Source organism: Thermodesulfobacteriota bacterium (genome assembly GCA_026415035.1).
Taxonomy (GTDB): domain Bacteria; phylum Desulfobacterota; class BSN033; order BSN033; family UBA1163; genus RBG-16-49-23.
Map to the genome: position 1 here is coordinate 49,319 of JAOAHX010000013.1, position 16,748 is coordinate 66,066.

A 16,748-nucleotide genomic window follows, 5' to 3' on the forward strand; every position below is an offset into this window, starting at 1 on the left:
AGGATCGGGATTATGGAATTCTTCGTTCAGCTTTTCATCCAGGGACTCTCCGTGGGCTTTCTCTACGGCATCGCCGCCCTGGGTTTCGTCATGATTTTCAAGTCCTCCAGCGTGCTCAACTTCGCCCATGGAGACCTTCTGGCCATGGGGGCCTTCTTCTTCTTGGTCCTCTCCGTCTGGTTGAAGTTACCCATCTACCTCTCCTTCCTCTTCACCCTGATGGGGAGCTTCGCCATGGGTTTTATCATCGAACGTCTCTTCTTGCGGCCCCTGATCGGGGAATCCCTCATCCTGGTCATCATGTTGACCGTGGGGCTCGCCTCGATGTTTAAAGGGCTGATGCTCTTCATCTTTGGGGGCAATCTGTTCGCCTATCCAGAGTTTCTGCCGGCCTACCTCGGGATCCAGGTGGGCAAGGTCGATATCCCTCCGGTCTACGTGGCCTCCTTCATCATCAGCATCCTCTTCCTCTCGCTCTTCGGCCTCTTTTTTAAGTACTCCTCCCAGGGGATCTACATGAGGTCGGTCGCGGACAACCAGACCGCGGCCCTCTCCCTCGGGGTGCATGTGAGACGGGTCTTCGCCCTCTCCTGGGCGATCGCGGCCCTGGTCTGCGCCATGAGCGGGATCATCCTCGGGATCATCAGCGGCGTCAATGTCCACAGCATCAGCATCATCGGCCTGAAGGTCTTCCCGGTGGTCATCCTCGGCGGTCTGGAGAGCATCGGCGGAGCCATCATCGGAGGCCTCATCATCGGGGTGTTAGAAACCTTCACAGGAGGATATATCTCCACCTCCCTCCGAGAGGTGGTCCCTTACATCATCCTGGTCTTTATCCTGCTGGTCAAGCCCTACGGCCTGTTCGGCCTGGTGGAGATCGAACGGGTCTGATCGAGACAGCCAAGAGGGAGGCGGCATGCGGAAGCTACGATTACATCCCTGCGGAAACTACAAAGAAAGATACGAGGAGGAGCTCACCATCTTCGAGACCGACTTCGGAAGGATCTGGATGCTGGTGGGGCTGTTCGTCCTCTTTGTGTTGATCCCGCTGGTCAGCAGTTCCTACCTCCTCTACGTGATCAATCACATCGGGATCTTCGCCATCGCCGCCGTCGGCCTCAACCTCCTCATCGGCTTCACCGGCCAGATCTCCCTCGGCCACGGAGCCTTCGTCGGGGTGGGGGGGTATGCCGCTGCCATCCTGACGACCCGTCTGGGCTTCCCCTTCTACCTATCGGTCATCTCCTCCGGGATCATCACCGCCCTCGTGGGGTTGATCTTCGGGCTCCCCTCCGCCCGCCTGAAACACCTCTACCTGACCATCGCCACCCTGGCCGGCCAGTTCATCCTCCAGTTCCTCTTCGTGAATTGGGAGAGCCTCACGGGCGGCTCCATGGGGATCATCCTGCCCAGGGCGACCCTCTTCGGCCTGAGCCTCAAAAGCGACCTCGCCTTCTTCTATGTCGTGTTCGTCTGCTTTGTGGCGATGCTCTGGATCGCTAAGAACCTCTTGCGGACGAGGTACGGTCGGGCCTTCATCGCCATCCGGGACAACGATCGGGCGGCCGAGGGGATGGGCATCCCCATCTTCAAATACAAGCTCCTCTCCTTTGCCATCAGCTCCTTCTACGCCGGCTTTGCCGGTGCCCTCTGGACCCACTATCTGGCCAGCATCACGCCCGATCCTTATACCCTACTGCTGTCGGTCGAATTCATCGCCATGATCATCATCGGCGGGCTCGGGAGCCTGACGGGCAGCGTCTTCGGGGCGATCTTCATCACCTCCCTCAACGAGAGCTTGAGCCATGCTTCGGAATTCTTCATGAACCTTCCGGCCCTGGCGGGCGTCGCCTTGACGATCGCTCCTCTTCGTGAATTCGTCTTCGGACTGGCCATCGTGCTCTTCATCATCTTTGAACCGAGGGGACTGGCAGAGGTGTGGCGGATCATCCGGTCCAGTTTCAGGCTCTGGCCATTTTCTTATTGAGGGGGGATTATGGAAGATCAAATCCTGCTCCAAATTAACAACATCAGCGTCGTCTACTCCGATGTGATCCAGGTGCTCAAAGGGGTCTCCTTGGTCGTCAAAAGGAGGCAGATCGTCTCCCTTCTGGGCAGCAATGGCGCGGGGAAGACGACCACCTTGAAGGCCATCTCGGGTCTGTTAAAGCCTGAAAATGGTTATGTCACCGAAGGGTCGATCATCTACGAAGGCCATCCCATTCACAATTTCTCGCCCGAGAAGATCACCCGGTTGGGGATCATCCAGGTGATGGAGGGACGGCAACCCTTCAAATTGTTGACCGTTGAAGAGAACCTCCGCGTGGGGACCGCTACGAGGTGGGGCAAACCCTACAAGAAAGACCTCGAGATGGTCTATCACTACTTTCAACCCCTTCTGGCCCGGAGGAACCGGCTGGCCGGTTACTGCAGCGGCGGCGAGTTGCAGATGCTCGTCATGGGCCGGGCCCTCATGGCCCATCCCAAGCTCCTGCTCTTGGACGAGCCCTCCTTGGGTTTGGCTCCCTTCTTGGTGCGGGAGATCTTCGAGATCATCAAGAGGATCAACGAAGAGCAGGGGACGACGATCATGTTGGTGGAGCAGAATGCCAACATGGCCCTGCAGATTGCCACCTATGGCTATGTGATGGAGAACGGCAAGATCATGATGGAGGACGAGGCTGCCCGGTTGCGGGAAAACCCCGATGTCAAGGAATTTTACCTGGGAACCGCAACTTCAGGCGCCTTAAAATCCTACAAGGACGTTAAGGCCTACAAACGGCGCAAACGTTGGCTGTAAAAAAAGATCGAGGAGAGACCCCTCCTCGAAAACGCTAAGGGCGACGGCTGTCGCCAATTAATTGTTCTGAATTTGTGAAATATTGCACCACAACCCTTCGATCCATTCCATTATGAAGCGTTAAGAAAGGGGGCTTTATGGGAATGATGGACATCCATATCGGAGAGATGCTCGCACGAAATGCAAGGCTCTACCCCAACGACGTCGCCCTGGTGGAGCGGGTTCCCGAAAAGGGGATCAGAAGGGAGATCACCTGGAGGCAGTTCGATGAACAGGCCAACCGTTTTGCCAATGTCCTGTTGAATAAGGGAATCAAGAAGGGGGATAAGGTCATCCACCTCATGATGAACTCCTTGGAATGGCTCGTGGCCTACTTTGGAATCATCCGGACCGGTGCCTGGGCCGTACCCCTCAATTTTCGTTTCACCAGTGGCGATATCAAATATTGCTGCGAGGTGGCCGAACCCAAAGGTCTGGTCTTCGGTGAGGAATTTATCGATCGGGTGACCGCCATCAAGGACGAACTTCCCACGGTGAAGGACTACATCTTCGTCGGCAAAGACGTCCCCTCTTTTGCGGACTCCTTCGAACAGGCCCTCGAGAAGGTTCCTTCCACCGCGCCCGAGGTCCCTATTGGCTACGATGATCCCTGCGGCCTCTACTTTACCTCTGGAACGACGGGACAGCCGAAACCGATCCTCCTCACCCACAAGAACATGGTCTGTGCCTGCATCACGGAGAATCATCACCACTACCAGACTCGAAAGGACACCTTCGTCCTCATCCCACCCCTCTATCACACCGGCGCCAAGATGCACTGGTTCGGGAGTTTCATCGTGGGCGGAAAAGGGGTGATCCTCAAAGGGGTTCAACCCGAATGGATCCTTCAAACCATGAGCGAAGAGAAGGCCTCCATCATCTTCCTGCTCGTCCCCTGGGCCCAGGATATCCTCGTAAAGCTCGATAGCGGTGAGGTCAAACTCGACCGCTATGACCTGAGGCACTGGAGGCTGATGCACATCGGCGCCCAGCCCGTCCCGCCCTCGCTGGTGAAACACTGGAAGGAGTACTTCCCCAAGATGCAGTATGACACCAATTACGGCCTCAGCGAGTCGACCGGGCCGGGATGTGTCCACCTCGGCATCGAGAACGAACACAAGGTGGGCGCCATCGGCCTGCCGGGATTTAACTGGGAGGCCCGTATCGTGGACGAGGAAGGCAACGATGTCCGGAAGGGAGAGGTGGGAGAGCTGGTCGTCAGGGGAGACGGGGTGATGAGGGAGTATTATAAAAATCCGGAGGCCACGGCCAAGGCCATCCGGAAGGGTTGGCTCTATACGGGAGACATGGGAAGGGTCGATGAGGACGATTTCATCTACCTCGTCGATCGAAAGAAAGACCTGATCATCTGTGGCGGTGAGAATGTCTTTCCCGTGGAGGTGGAGGATTTCCTTCACACCCTGCCCGGGGTCAAGGACGTGGCGGCCATTGGGTTTCCGGATGAACGCCTCGGGGAGATCGTGGGGGTTATCGTGGAGGTCGTCCCCGGGAAGACCCTGACCGAAGAAGAGGTGCTGAAGTTCTGCGAGGCCTTGCCCAAGTATAAACGGCCCCGGAAGGTCTTCTTCGGAGAGGTCCCCCGGAATCCAACGGGAAAGATCGAAAAACCGAAATTGAGAAAGAAGTACATCGGCACGGAGGAAGCCTTCCGGATCAAATAAGAGACCGTCTCTCCTGAATCAACATGGGGATTGCCCTCGGGATCGATATCGGATCGGCGGTTTCGAAAGGGGTGGCCCTCCATCCGGAAGGCCTCCTCAGCTCGTTCGATTGCCCCTCCGGTGGACATCTCCGATCGACCGCGGAAAAGGTGAGGACGGCCTTGTTGGAGCGTGCAGGAATCGCCGCCACCCAAAACCTTAGGACGGTGGCCACCGGGTACGGGGCCAAACAGGTCTATTATGCCGATGAGGTCAGACCCGAGGTCGCCTGCCTGGCCAAGGGCATCTCCTCACTCCTCCCTTCCGTGAGGACGGTGATCGATATCGGAGACCTCTATACCAAAGTCCTCCACACCGATGGGAAGGGGGGGGTAACGAACTTTGTTTTAAGCGGAAAATGCGCGGGAGGCAGCGGAAGGATCCTTCAGGTGATGGCCAAGGTCCTCCAAGTCAAGGTGGAGGAGATCGGTGAACTCTCTTTGAAATCGACCCGGAGGGTCGAATTTAACACCGGATGTGCGGTCTTTGCGGAGTCGGAGGCCATCTCCCGGCTCTCTCAAGAGACGAAAAAGGAGGACCTCCTCGCGGGTCTCCACCGCGCCCTGGCAGCGCAGATCCAGAGCCTCGCCGAACGGATCGGCATCGAGAAGGATGTGGCCCTCACCGGAGGGGGCGCCCTGGACATCGGTCTCGTAGCGGCCTTCCGAGAGCTTTGGGGAGAGGCGATCCTGGTCCCGGCCAACCCCAATCTGGTGGCGGCCTTAGGCGCTGCCCTTTTTGCAAGGGAAGGGCTCGGCCCATCGATTGAAAGCCTCTAAGGGATGGGATATAGTTAAATCATAGGGATCGAATTCGGGCGATCGGGAAAAAGGGTTCCCCGGAGGCCGGTTGAGAGAGGAGCGACTCGATGAGCGACACACCCTCGGCGATCTTTTCTATCGTGAAGTCGAATTATGAGGATTACGGACGGAGAGCCAGAGAACTGAAAGAGGCCGGAAGGACGATCATCGGTTATATCTGCTCCTTCGTCCCCCTGGAGATTATCACCGCCTCCGGTGCCATCCCTTTTCGCGTCCGGGGAAACCCGCACGAGCCCATCACGAAAGGCGACACCCTCCTTGAGACGATCGTCTGCCCCTATTACCGGAGCTGTTTCGACCTCTCCGTGAAGGAGAAGTATTCTTTCCTCTCCGGCATGGTGATCCCACACGGGTGCGACAGCATGGTGAGGAGTTACAGCGTCTGGAGCTACAGTCTGCCCTATCCCTATTTCCACTTTGTCAATACCCCAACGGTCTGCGAGGAGTCTTCCTTCGAATTCTTCGAGGCCGAGCTCCTCACCTATAAAAGGAGCCTCGAACAGTTCCTGGGAAAGGAGATCACCCGGCAGGACCTCGAGCAGGCCATCCGGCTCCATAACGAGCTTCGCGACCGGGTGAGAGCCCTCTATGACCTGAGAAGATCGGACCCTCCCCTCCTGTCGGGGACCGAACTGACCATGACCCTCACGGTGGGATCGAGCCTTCCGGTCGAAGAAGCGACCCAACTCTTTGACCAGGTTCTGGCCGAGGCCAAGACCAGGGGGAGATCCCCCTTAAAAAAGGGACCGAGAATTCTGGTCGACGGGGCGTGTCTGGACAACATCGAACTGATCAAGCTGGTGGAAGAGCTGGGGGGCAATGTCGTGGCCGACACGATCTGCAACGGGGCCAGGGACCAGCTTCCCAAGACCGATGTCGATCAGGAACCTCTCAAGGCGCTGGCCCGTCGCTATTTGGACAAGATCAACTGCCCCAAGACGTACCGGGCCAACAAGGCCGGGACTTTCGAAGGGGACATTGCGAATCGGTTCGGCGATATCGGCGCCTATGCAAAGGCCTTCGGTGTGCAGGGAGCGATCCTCTATGTCTATAAGTACTGCGACCCCTTCGGTTTCGAGGTTCCGGCCCGGAAGGCCTACTATCAATCGATCCAGGTCCCCCTTCTCCACCTCGAAGATATCTATTCCGCCGGGACCCTGGGACAATTGAAGACGAGGATTCAGGCCTTCTTGGAGATGATCGGGGGGTAGGGCGATTTAAGAGGAAGCCCCCATCCGCAAGGGAAATAGAGGAGAGCGACGGAATGGCTGAGGAGCAGAAAGAGACAAAACCGAAGAAGAGGATGACCGCGACCCGGGCGGCCGCCTCGGTCGGCGCCATGGTGAAAGAGTTCATCACGGGGGCGCTCCAGGCCCGGGCCGAAGGGAAGCAGAAGCTCGCCTATACCTTCATCGTCTGCCACCACGAGGAGATCTTCCGGGCCCTCGACGTGGTGCCGATCTGGACCGAAAACTTCGCGGGCATCTGCGGCGCCAAAAGGGATGCCGAACGGTTCCTCCAGCGGGCCGAATCGTTGGGTCTATCCCGATCCTTATGCACCTATGCCCTTTGCGGGATCGGTTTCGACCAGTGGAGGGAGGAGTTGGGTCAGATGCCTCCGGATGCCCCCTGGGGCGGAATGCCGAGGCCCGACTTCATGATCTCCAGCGGTCAGATCCTCTGCGATCCGCGCTCCAAATGGTACCAAGCCTCTCAGCAATTCATGCCCGATGTGCCCATCTACAACATCGATCTTCCCTACCCTCTCTTTCATCCCCATCGCGACCACCGGGAGGTCCTGGGGTATTACCATCGCTACATCGTCCAACAGTTACGAGGCCTGGTGGCCTTCCTCGAGGAACAGACAAAGAAGAAGATGGATTATGACCGTCTGAGAGAGCTGGTGGACTTGAGCGACCGCACCTGGGACCTGATCGAGGAGACCTACTCGCTCCGAAAGGCGGTCCCCTGTCCCATGGGAACGGGCGATGCGATGAACACGATGGTGCCCATCAACTTCATGATGGCGACCCAGAGGGCCTACGACTTCTTCGTCGAACTGAAGAAGGAGTTAGAAGAGAAGATTGCCAAAGGAGAGGGCGAGGTTGAAAACGAGAAGTACCGGCTCATGTGGGGTGGGGGGTTGCCCGCCTGGTATGCCCTGAGCGACTTCAACTATTTCAACAGCAAAGGGGCCTCCTTTCCCGTGGAGACGACCTACCGGATGGTGGCCCCTCTCAAGGAGATGGACCTGCCGGAGACGAAAGACCCGATCGAACACCTGGCCTGGCGATGGCTCGGATACTGGACGTTCTGGTACGATCGGGCCAGGAGGCGGCCGGGTTCGGAGCCGGACGTCGAACGGCTGATCCACCGGATCGAGGAGTACAAGATCGACGGGGTCGTCATGCACGAGGCCTTCTCTTGTCGGACCTGGCACGTGGGCCTCATCTGGCAGTTACACCAGTTGGCCAAAATTTACAAACCCATTCCGGTCTATGTGGTGGGTAAGGATGGACAAAGAGAAAAAATCTACCGGGAGCTTCCCTCCCTGATCCTCGAAAGCGACATCATCGATATCACCTCCTATTCCGAGGTGGATACGAGACAGAAGATCGACGCCTTCATCGAAACCCTCGAGTCGATCCGCCTCAACAGAGCGGCCTGATCCTCTGCGAGCTTGACCCTTGACCTTCTACTTCGCGGGCATCGATATCGGTTCCACCATGACGAAGGCGGTGATCCTCGAAAAGGGGATCCTGGCCTCCGTCATCGGTCCCACAGGTCCGGAACAGCGCCGTCTGGCGCACCGGGTGATGGAAGAGGCCTTGAAGCGGGCCTCCCTTCCCTTCTCCCGCCTCACCTTCATCGTTGCCACAGGTTACGGAAGGCTCAACGTCCCTTTTGCTGACAAGCAGTTCACCGAGATCACCTGCCACGCCAGGGGCATCGTCCATCTCCTTCCCCGGGCCCGGACGATCATCGATATCGGAGGCCAGGATGTGAAGGGGATCAAGGTCGATGCCACGGGAAAGGTCGTCGATTTCGTGATGAACGATAAGTGTGCGGCCGGAAGCGGCCGCTTTATCGAGGTGATCGCGGAGACGCTCGGCGTTCCGCTGGATCAGGTGGGCGAGCTCTCCCTTCAGAGCCAGAATCCGGCGACGATCAGCAACCTCTGCACCATCTATGCCCAGCAGGAGGTGGCCGCAAGCCTCGCTGAGGGAGTTCCCCTACCCGATCTGCTCGCCGGCGTCCACCTCTCCCTTGCCGACCGGATCGTCCGGATGGTGAAACGGCTGAAGGTGGAGGAGGCGGTCATCGTCACAGGGGGCGGTGCAAAAAACAGGGGGCTCCTCAAGGTCCTCTCGGAGCTGTTGGGCCAAAAGATCCTCGTCCCAGAAGAGCCCCTCCTCACGGGTGCCCTCGGCGCCGCGCTCTTGGGAAGGGAGTTGGTGGATAAGGCCCTAAAAAACAAGACGCCCCTCGAAACCAAAGAGCGGGTCTTCAAAGAGGTCGAAATCCTTTGATCCGGGGTTGCATCGGAACGAAGGCCATGGCAAGAGAAGGAAGGATCTAAGGAGCCGCACCATGGAGGAGAGGGGTTTCACCCTGATCGAGATCATCATCCTCATCGTCATTCTGGGGATTCTAAGCGCCATTGTCATCCCGAGGTACCTCGACCTTTCGAGATCGTCCGAAAAGGCCGTGGCCGAGCAACTGGTCGGCTCCATGAGGTCGGCCCTGACCCTCTATTATTCGAACTGGGTGGCGAAACAGAAGGGAACGCTTAAGAACTTCAGAGATAACATCTCCATCCCCAATTTTGTGAAGGTGGCGGGAGATGCGATGGGGCTCACGGGAAACGAGACCCTGGTCTTGGAGAGGCATATGACCTCCCGGTTCGTGAACGACCAGCCTTCCTCCATCAAAGACTATGCCCAGGACGGATCCGGGAGGCACCTTCGTTTCGTCTTTAAGAACGGGGCCATCCTGGATATCTATTACGATCGAGAGAAACCTGCCATCGATGCCGTTTTCACCGGATTCTAATCGAACCGATAGAAACCGACGGGCGTGAAGATGAATTCCGTCACCCCGGAGTGGTAAAAGAACCGGTTGAGGAAATAGTACATCAGAAACTTATGGTTCTCATCGAGCTGGTCGATCCTCCCCCCTTCCGCATGGGCCAGGGCAGGGAAATAGGAGGGATCGAAGGCGATCGTCCCCTGGAACCGGTTCCGACCTAAATCGGCCTCCTTCAATTTGAGATCCACAATCTTCGGGACTTCAAGTCTCGTCTCTCTCCTCTGAAATTCTAAGAAGGTGATCTCCGCAAGGATCCCGTAGGCCTCTCGAGGTTTCGGTCGGAGGACGGCGACCCGCCGGTTCCGGTAGGGATTCTCTCCGAGGCTACGGTAGAGATCGAGAACCTGCTCCTTCTTCTCGAGGGTAAGCCTGTAGATCCTCAAAAAATCGGAATCGAATACGATCTGGCTCCCCCGGAGACGTTCGGGAACAGAGCGGTCTTTATAATGAAAGTAATGGATTGTCGTGCCCTCCTCAAGATCCATAAGGAAAGGCCGGAGATAAATGGCATGCCGGGTATAAACGATATAGAAAAGAAAAAGGGTCAGGCCGAGGATGAGCACTCCCTTTGCCCGACTTCCGGCTGAGGATCCCTTCAGGGTGAGGAGATAGATAAAAAGGTAGAGGGCGAGGTGGACGGTGCCATGTTTTAACGTGTAGGTGGCAAGGCCGAGGGAGGGATCGATCAGGCCTTTCAAGGCGAAGATTCCAAGCCCCGCCCAGAAGAAGACCTTCCATCTCTTTTTCAGGAAGAGCCGGACCTCATCAGGCCCCTGGGCATGGAAGAGGATGAGGAGGGCGGCGATCGCCACGAGGAAATCGTAGGCCAAAGGCCCGCCGTCAGAGAGAGATTTGATGACGGAGTGAAAGGCGAGGGTGTTAAGAATCGCCATGCCTGTTCGATACTCCCTCTTCCAGCGAAGAACGATTCCCGGTGCGAGATGAAAGCTGAGAAAGAGGGCCGAGAGGACGGAAGCGAGTGTCAGAAAGCCGTAGGCCTTCGGGACCGCCTGGACAAAGGCCCTTCCATCATCCATGCCTCCGAAAGTCCCTTCCAAACCGAGGAGTTCTGCCGACCGGAAGAGGAAGACCTTTGAAGTATGGATATGGGGGAAGAAATTGACGGAGTTGTCGATCTCCCTGAAGTGGTAGTGATAAGCTCCCATGGGAAGGGAAAAGGTTTGGAGATAATGGAGATAGGAGCCGAGGGAGGCTGCCATGCCCACCCCCAAGGAGAACAGGAAGGCCTTTTTTGTCCAACCGGCCTCCTTGGGCACGCTCCCTCCCCTGATGCTACGGAAAAAGAGAAGGAGGAAAAGACCGGAGGCGTAGAGCAACAGGAAGTAGATCTTTCCTCCCGAAACCCCATGGACCAGCAGGCTCAACAGGAAATGGGAAAAGAAGCGGAAGGAGTAGTTCAACCGGTAGAGGAGAAACGTCGATAGGGTCAGGAAGGCGAAGAAGAGGTAGACCATCGATCCTGTGGAAAGAATGGGTTCAGTTCCTCCTTTTAAATTGGATGACGACGATCTCCGGTTCCGAGTCGATCCGCAGGGGAGGCCCCCAGGTTCCTACCCCACTGGAGGTGTAGACGAGGAGATCGCCGTATCTCTTCAATCCGTAATCGTATCCCTTGTAAATCCACGAGGTGAGGAACCGGAAGAGAAAAACCTGTCCCCTGTGGGTGTGGCCCGAAAGTTGAGCCGAAATCCCTTGCTCCCTTGCAATCTCGAGATCGGAAGGGACATGTTTTAAGAGGAGGCTCGGTTTCTTAGGGTCGATTTCCATCTTGCGGAGCATCGCTTGAAACTGTTTTTGATTTCTCGAATCCCGGTAGCCCACGCCAAGGATCTGAAGCCCATCGATCTCCATCTTCTCGTTGTCCAAGACCCGAATGCCAGCGCTTCGGACCGCCTCGAGAAAAGGGGTGCGGTCGCCAAACTCCTCGTGATTTCCCGTAATGAAATAGGTGCCTAAAGGGGGGCGAAGACGCAAAAACGGGGCCACCGTCTGGGAAAGGTCCATCGCCTTGGCGCCGTCGAAGAGATCCCCTCCGATGAAGACGATATCCGGGTTCGGGTGTCGAAGGATCTCGGTGAGCCGTTGGGCAAACCCGCGATGCCTTACATGACCCAGATGGAGGTCGCTCACCCAGACGGCCTTTCGACCTTCCCAAACCGCGGGGAGATGTGGCAGCGGTAGGTCGATCGTTTGAATACGAATCACCGAAGCATTGATAAAGCCATAGAGGCCTCCTGCCAAGGCGATGCCGAAAAGAAGGGTTATCATGGCTTTCCGGTTTAAAGGAAAAGGGAAGAGCGGCTTCAGGCCGTGAAGGATCCATCCCAAAGCGGAGGCAAGGAAGAGGAGGTAGGAGAGGCCGAGCCAGGAGGCGGAGAGAATATAGAGCGCCCTGACCCAAAGGTTGGCAAAACGAGAGGACAGCAGAGACGAACCGATGAAGCTGATCGAAAGAAGGGCGAGGGAGACCCTCAGGGTCCAAAGTTTCACGGGATCGGCCACCCCATAAAAGGAGACCAGGGTCCGGTAAAGCAACCCGTGACCCAAAAAAAGGATCGACTGAGCGATCCCGATCCAGAGGATAAGTCGCATAGGACCAGACACGGTCCCATTATAAGGGATTTCGGGGTCAAATCGCTACCGAAAGAGCGGGGATCATCCGTGGATGGGGATTTGAAGGGCCCGCCGAGAAATGATTTTTTGGCTTGACAGAAGGGCAGGTTTCAATCTATACGTAAATACGAATCCCGAATAGGAAGGAAAGGAACGAACGATCATGGCGACATCGATCTTGGAAGGAAAGAGGATTCTGGCGGTGGATGACGAACCGGATGTCCTGAACATCCTCGAAGAGGAGATCAAGGAGGCCGCTCCAAACTGTATCTACGAGAAGGCCACGACCTTTGAGGAGGCCTCGGAGAAGCTCCGATCCAACCCTTACGATCTCGTCATCCTCGATATCATGGGCGTCCGGGGCTTTGAGCTTCTGGAGCTGGCGGTGAACAAAAATCTACGGGTGGTGATGCTCACCGCCCATGCCCTCAGTCCAGAGGCCCTGAAACGGTCCTTCGAGATGAAAGCGCGCGCCTACCTTCCCAAAGAGCAACTGGGGGAGGTGGTGCCGCTTCTCGAAGACGTCCTGAGGCTGGACTACCTCTCCGGGTGGAAGAAGGTGATGGAGAAGCTGAAATGGTTCTTCGACTCCAAATTCGAATCGGATTGGGAAAAGAAGACCGGTTTGATATGGCAGGAATGGGGAAAGCCCGAACGGAGCTGATGCCCTGATCTTCTTGAAGAAAGGAGGGCCCCGCATTGAAGGAGTCTCTGTTAAACCACAAGCTCATCCTGGCCGTGGACGATGAACCCGATGTGCTGGCCGTCCTCGAAGAAGAGATCAAAGAAGCGGCCCCCCAGTGCCGGGTCGACAAGGCGACCACCTATGAGGAGGCCGTCGAACGAATGATGTCGCTCACCTACGACCTGGTGATCCTGGACATCATGGGGGTCCGGGGCTTCGACCTCCTCCAACTTGCCGTCAGTCGCCGCTTTCCGGTGGTCATGCTCACCGCTCATGCCCTCAATACGGAGGCCCTGAAGAAATCGATCGAGTTGGGCGCCCGGGCTTACCTTCCCAAGGAGAAGCTGGGCGAACTCGTCCCCTTTCTCGAGGATGTCTTGAAATATGAATACCTGCCGGGATGGGAGCGCCTCTTGGACAAATTGAGCGGATTCTTCACGGCCCGCTGGGGAGAACACTGGAAGAAGGTGGACGAGAAATTCTGGAAGGAGTTCGACGAAAAGATCGCCTTTATCAAAAAATAAGCCCCTTCCTTCCGACCCCTTGAACCGAGCATCCTGAGGGACCTCTTCCTGGACGACCGTCGCTCTGAGAAAAACCTTGAACCTCCCCTCCTTGAGGATTGTTTTCAGAAGGGGCCTTGAGTTATAAGATAGGGAAAAAGGCCCATCAGGGCAGGCCATCCCCCGGTCCTATGTTTGAGCGACTGAAGGAAGACCTCCGAACCATCAAAGAGCGAGATCCGGCGGCAAAAAATTATTTGGAGATTCTCATCTGCTATCCTGGCCTCCATGCCATCTGGCTTCATCGGATTGCCCATTTTTTCTACCGACGAGGGTGGTTCACCACGGCCAGGCTCATCTCTCATCTCAGCCGGGCGATCACGGGCATCGAGATCCATCCAGGGGCCAAGATCGGCAGGCGGCTTTTTATCGACCACGGCATGGGGGTGGTCATCGGCGAGACCGCCGAAATCGGGGATGACTGTTTGATTTACAAGGGCGTGGTCCTCGGGGGCACCACCCTCGAAAAGAAGAAGCGGCACCCCACCCTGGGCAACCGGGTGGTGGTGGGATCGAATGCCGTCGTCCTCGGCGCCATCACCGTGGGCGATGGGGCTCGCATTGGGTCGGGCTCCGTGGTGGTCAAACCTGTCCCTCCCGGGGCCACCGTGGTGGGCGTGCCCGGTCGCATCATCGAATCTCCGACCCCGGAAAAAGTCGAGCTCGACTTCGAGCACGGAAACCTTCCCGACCCCCTTTCCGACATCATGAAGATGCTCCTACGGCTCCATCACAAACTGGAGGAAAGGGTGAAACGCCTGGAGCGCTTGGTGGACCTCCCCCATAAAACGCTCTCCCATGAGGATTGACGATGTCGAAATATCCCAAATTCTTGATCGAACATTTTCAAGATCCCAGGAACGTCGGCGAGATCCCCGATGCCGATGGCATCGGCACCGTCGGGAACGCCTCCTGTGGGGACATCATGCAGATGTTCATCAAAGTGAAAGACGAGAAGATTGCGGACGCAAAATTCAAGACCTTTGGCTGTGGCGCCGCCATCGCCACGAGTTCGATTCTCACCGACCGGATCAAAGGGGCCACGTTGGAGGAAGCCCTAAAGATCTCGGAACAGACGTCCAAGGAAATCCTGTCTCAGCTGCCGAAGGAGAAGACCCCCTGCTTCACCCTGGCCACGGATGCCCTCAAGCTGGCCATTGAAGAGTATCGGTGTAAACATCGCAGGGCCGATGGGAAACGAGGGTTTCAGCTCGGAGACTGGGAGGAGGAAGGGAAGGGAGATTCATGACCCCGGAGGAAAAGGTCGTATTCTTAAAGGATCCGAATCGAGTCCTCGTTCAGCTCATCAAAAAATTCATCCACGAGAGTGAGCAGAACCGAAGAAGACCTCTCGATTTCGGCCTCTATTGGGAAGAGCCCCAGGTCGGGTTCGCCTCCGGAACCGATCCCCTTTTCCACGAGTTGAAATCGATCGTCGGACCTTTTCACCTCACTCCGACCGAGGTCATCGCCACTGCCCTCGGGGAAAGAGGAGGGGCCCTCTCTCCGGCGGAGATCGATCCCATCAGCGTTATCTCATGGGTCTTGCCCGCTGCGGAGGATACGCGAAAGAGCAACCGGAGGGAAGATCGGTTTCCTTCAAAGCTTTGGGCCTACACAAGGCATTTCGGTGAGGCCTGTAACGATGCACTCCGCCGTCATGTGGTCGCTTTTCTCGAAGATTTGGGTTTCGTCTCGGTCGCCCCTGTGTTGATGCCCGGGTTTCAGCTCCTCCACGATGCAAGGGTCGGATGGGCTTCGCCCTGGTCGGAGCGCCATGTCGCCTATATCTGCGGCCTCGGAACCTTCAGCCTCAACGACGGCTTCATCACTCCCCGAGGGATGGCGGTCCGGTTAGGGAGTGTCGTCACGCTTTTGAAGCTAACCCCGAGCGAGCGGCGATACCGCCATTACCGGGAAAACTGCCTCTTCTTCAGGAACGAAAAATGCGGCAAATGCATCTCCCGATGCCCTGCCCAGGCCATTACCGAGGAAGGCCATGACAAGGAGAAATGCCACGCCTATCTCAATTCTCCCTCCCTAAAGGCGAGGCGTCTGGAATATGGGATAGAAAACGGTCCCTCCTCCTGTGGTCTCTGTCAAACCGGGGTCCCCTGTGAATTTCAGATCCCCAGGCCTGATCTCATCGCCTGAAACAGGCTCTCTCGGCTAGGATTTTTCAGACGAGAAGGGAAGCGTTTTGTGGAAGATCGAAGCGGTGAGCTGAACCGACCCTGTCCCTCCTTGATGCACCTCTTCCTCGCTTTCTTCAAATTGGGAGCCACGGCCTTCGGCGGACCCGCGATCGTCGCCTACATGCGGCAGTTGGCGGTGAATCAGAAGCGTTGGCTGGATGAAAAGACAGCCCGGGATGGGATCGCCCTGTGTCAGACCATCCCAGGCGCCACCGCCATGCAGATGTCGGCCTATGTGGGGTTTAGGGCCAGAGGCATAGGAGGGGCCGCCGTCAGTTTCATCGGATTTGGGCTTCCGGCCTTTCTTCTCATGATGATCCTCTCGGCCTTCTACGCCAAGACGCATACCCTGCCTTCGGTTGTTTCCATCTTCAATGGACTCCAAGCCATCGTCGTGGCGATCGTGGCCTATGCCACGTTCTCCTTCGGCAGGCCCTTGGTTAAAACATGGCAGAACGGGGTGTTGGCCTTGACGGCTGCAGCTCTTTTCGGGCTGAAGCTCCATCCCATCCTGGTCATCTCCTTCGCCGCCTTCTTAGGGGTCGCGCTCTACTTCAAACAGCCCGTTCAACTCGGGGAAAAACCTCCCACCAAGTCGTCTCCTCCACCCTCCCTCCTCTGGTTAATCTTCGCAGCCCTCTTGGGGACGGCCGCCCTTTTCAGGCTCAACAGAAGGCTTTTTGATTTGGCGATGCTGATGTTCAGAATCGATCTGTTTGCCTTTGGGGGCGGTTATGCCTCTGTCCCCATGATGTTCCACGAGGTCGTCGAGGTCCGTCGATGGATGGATGGACCCACGCTCTTAAACGGCATTGCCCTGGGACAGGTGACTCCCGGGCCCATTGTGATCACCGCCACCTTCATCGGATACTTGTGGCAGGGGTTTTGGGGTGGGGTGGTCGCCACAGCCAGCGTCTTTTTGCCCTCCTTCCTCATCGTCATCGGGGCAATTCCCTATTTCGACCGGATCCGATCCTCTCCCCATTTGATAAAGGTTTTCACGGGGATATTCTGTTCTTTCGTGGGACTTCTCTTAACGGTCACCTTCCGTTTTGCAATCCATCTTCCTTGGGATCTCCCCCGTCTCCTCATCACGCTCGGGGCCTTAGCAGCCCTTTTCCTGAAGGTGGGACTCCTCTGGGTCGTTCTTTTGGGAGCAGGGGTCTCTTGGATCGTCTTATAGGCCTTCGAACCATCGCTC

General features: G+C 56.9%; 17 protein-coding genes. 15 read left to right on the forward strand and 2 right to left on the reverse strand.

Annotated features, from left to right (window positions below; genetic code table 11):
- Positions 1–12 precede the first annotated feature (12 nt).
- From N3G78_09035 to N3G78_09075, 9 genes are all read left to right on the forward strand, one after another.
- Positions 13–891 carry a branched-chain amino acid ABC transporter permease gene (locus N3G78_09035; GenBank protein ID MCX8118061.1) on the forward strand — a complete coding sequence of 293 codons (879 nt, stop codon included), beginning with the start codon at positions 13–15 and terminating at the stop codon, positions 889–891.
- A gap of 25 nt (positions 892–916) precedes the next feature.
- Entirely contained in the window at positions 917–1,987 is a 1,071-nt protein-coding gene (locus tag N3G78_09040; GenBank protein MCX8118062.1) for a branched-chain amino acid ABC transporter permease, read from the forward strand.
- Between the two features lie 9 nt (positions 1,988–1,996).
- Complete coding sequence (locus N3G78_09045) at positions 1,997–2,800, forward strand: ABC transporter ATP-binding protein (protein ID MCX8118063.1); 804 nt, start codon at positions 1,997–1,999, stop codon at positions 2,798–2,800.
- A 152-nt stretch (positions 2,801–2,952) separates the two neighbouring features.
- Complete coding sequence (locus N3G78_09050; protein MCX8118064.1) at positions 2,953–4,521, forward strand: AMP-binding protein; 1,569 nt, start codon at positions 2,953–2,955, stop codon at positions 4,519–4,521.
- 23 nt (positions 4,522–4,544) lie between these two features.
- Complete coding sequence (locus tag N3G78_09055; GenBank protein ID MCX8118065.1) at positions 4,545–5,339, forward strand: acyl-CoA dehydratase activase; 795 nt, start codon at positions 4,545–4,547, stop codon at positions 5,337–5,339.
- A gap of 89 nt (positions 5,340–5,428) precedes the next feature.
- On the forward strand, positions 5,429–6,592 hold the full coding sequence (locus N3G78_09060; protein MCX8118066.1) for a 2-hydroxyacyl-CoA dehydratase family protein: 1,164 nt from the start codon (positions 5,429–5,431) through the stop codon (positions 6,590–6,592).
- A gap of 53 nt (positions 6,593–6,645) precedes the next feature.
- Positions 6,646–8,049: a 2-hydroxyacyl-CoA dehydratase family protein gene (locus N3G78_09065; protein ID MCX8118067.1), complete on the forward strand. Its 1,404-nt coding sequence runs from the start codon at positions 6,646–6,648 to the stop codon at positions 8,047–8,049.
- Between the two features lie 19 nt (positions 8,050–8,068).
- On the forward strand, positions 8,069–8,911 hold the full coding sequence (locus N3G78_09070) for an acyl-CoA dehydratase activase (GenBank protein ID MCX8118068.1): 843 nt from the start codon (positions 8,069–8,071) through the stop codon (positions 8,909–8,911).
- Between the two features lie 61 nt (positions 8,912–8,972).
- Positions 8,973–9,434 carry a prepilin-type N-terminal cleavage/methylation domain-containing protein gene (locus N3G78_09075; protein MCX8118069.1) on the forward strand — a complete coding sequence of 154 codons (462 nt, stop codon included), beginning with the start codon at positions 8,973–8,975 and terminating at the stop codon, positions 9,432–9,434.
- On the opposite strand, the gene N3G78_09080 is transcribed toward N3G78_09075, so the two are convergent.
- Together N3G78_09080 and N3G78_09085 are read right to left on the reverse strand one after the other, a co-directional pair.
- Complete coding sequence (locus tag N3G78_09080) at positions 9,431–10,945, reverse strand: hypothetical protein (protein MCX8118070.1); 1,515 nt, start codon at positions 10,943–10,945, stop codon at positions 9,431–9,433. The genes N3G78_09075 and N3G78_09080 overlap by 4 nt on opposite strands.
- A 22-nt stretch (positions 10,946–10,967) precedes the next feature.
- Positions 10,968–12,083, reverse strand: a complete 1,116-nt coding sequence (locus tag N3G78_09085) for a metallophosphoesterase (protein MCX8118071.1) — start codon at positions 12,081–12,083, stop codon at positions 10,968–10,970.
- A gap of 184 nt (positions 12,084–12,267) precedes the next feature.
- On the opposite strand from N3G78_09085, the gene N3G78_09090 reads away from it, so the two are divergent.
- The 6 genes from N3G78_09090 to chrA all read left to right on the forward strand — a co-directional run bounded on the left by N3G78_09090 (position 12,268) and on the right by chrA (position 16,730).
- Positions 12,268–12,768, forward strand: a complete 501-nt coding sequence (locus N3G78_09090) for a response regulator (GenBank protein ID MCX8118072.1) — start codon at positions 12,268–12,270, stop codon at positions 12,766–12,768.
- 35 nt (positions 12,769–12,803) lie between these two features.
- Positions 12,804–13,313, forward strand: a complete 510-nt coding sequence (locus tag N3G78_09095) for a response regulator (protein MCX8118073.1) — start codon at positions 12,804–12,806, stop codon at positions 13,311–13,313.
- A gap of 170 nt (positions 13,314–13,483) precedes the next feature.
- Entirely contained in the window at positions 13,484–14,161 is a 678-nt protein-coding gene (gene cysE / locus N3G78_09100; GenBank protein ID MCX8118074.1) for a serine O-acetyltransferase, read from the forward strand.
- Between the two features lie 2 nt (positions 14,162–14,163).
- Positions 14,164–14,601 (forward strand): iron-sulfur cluster assembly scaffold protein, encoded by a 438-nt coding sequence (locus tag N3G78_09105; protein ID MCX8118075.1) that lies wholly within the window; start codon positions 14,164–14,166, stop codon positions 14,599–14,601.
- Positions 14,598–15,506 carry an epoxyqueuosine reductase gene (locus N3G78_09110; GenBank protein MCX8118076.1) on the forward strand — a complete coding sequence of 303 codons (909 nt, stop codon included), beginning with the start codon at positions 14,598–14,600 and terminating at the stop codon, positions 15,504–15,506. The genes N3G78_09105 and N3G78_09110 overlap by 4 nt, the downstream gene beginning before the upstream one ends.
- 48 nt (positions 15,507–15,554) lie before the next feature.
- Entirely contained in the window at positions 15,555–16,730 is a 1,176-nt protein-coding gene (gene chrA / locus N3G78_09115; protein ID MCX8118077.1) for a chromate efflux transporter, read from the forward strand.
- The last annotated feature ends 18 nt before the right edge of the window (positions 16,731–16,748 follow it).

Coding starts and splice junctions, on each gene's coding strand:
- N3G78_09055 (MCX8118065.1), top strand. CDS start 4,545: ATGGGGATTGCCCTCGGGATCGATATCGGATCGGCGGTTTCGAAAGGG.
- N3G78_09045 (MCX8118063.1), top strand. CDS start 1,997: ATGGAAGATCAAATCCTGCTCCAAATTAACAACATCAGCGTCGTCTAC.
- N3G78_09090 (MCX8118072.1), top strand. CDS start 12,268: ATGGCGACATCGATCTTGGAAGGAAAGAGGATTCTGGCGGTGGATGAC.
- N3G78_09060 (MCX8118066.1), top strand. CDS start 5,429: ATGAGCGACACACCCTCGGCGATCTTTTCTATCGTGAAGTCGAATTAT.
- N3G78_09105 (MCX8118075.1), top strand. CDS start 14,164: ATGTCGAAATATCCCAAATTCTTGATCGAACATTTTCAAGATCCCAGG.
- N3G78_09085 (MCX8118071.1), bottom strand. CDS start 12,083: ATGCGACTTATCCTCTGGATCGGGATCGCTCAGTCGATCCTTTTTTTG.
- N3G78_09080 (MCX8118070.1), bottom strand. CDS start 10,945: ATGGTCTACCTCTTCTTCGCCTTCCTGACCCTATCGACGTTTCTCCTC.
- N3G78_09040 (MCX8118062.1), top strand. CDS start 917: ATGCGGAAGCTACGATTACATCCCTGCGGAAACTACAAAGAAAGATAC.
- N3G78_09110 (MCX8118076.1), top strand. CDS start 14,598: ATGACCCCGGAGGAAAAGGTCGTATTCTTAAAGGATCCGAATCGAGTC.
- N3G78_09035 (MCX8118061.1), top strand. CDS start 13: ATGGAATTCTTCGTTCAGCTTTTCATCCAGGGACTCTCCGTGGGCTTT.
- N3G78_09065 (MCX8118067.1), top strand. CDS start 6,646: ATGGCTGAGGAGCAGAAAGAGACAAAACCGAAGAAGAGGATGACCGCG.
- cysE (MCX8118074.1), top strand. CDS start 13,484: ATGTTTGAGCGACTGAAGGAAGACCTCCGAACCATCAAAGAGCGAGAT.
- N3G78_09075 (MCX8118069.1), top strand. CDS start 8,973: ATGGAGGAGAGGGGTTTCACCCTGATCGAGATCATCATCCTCATCGTC.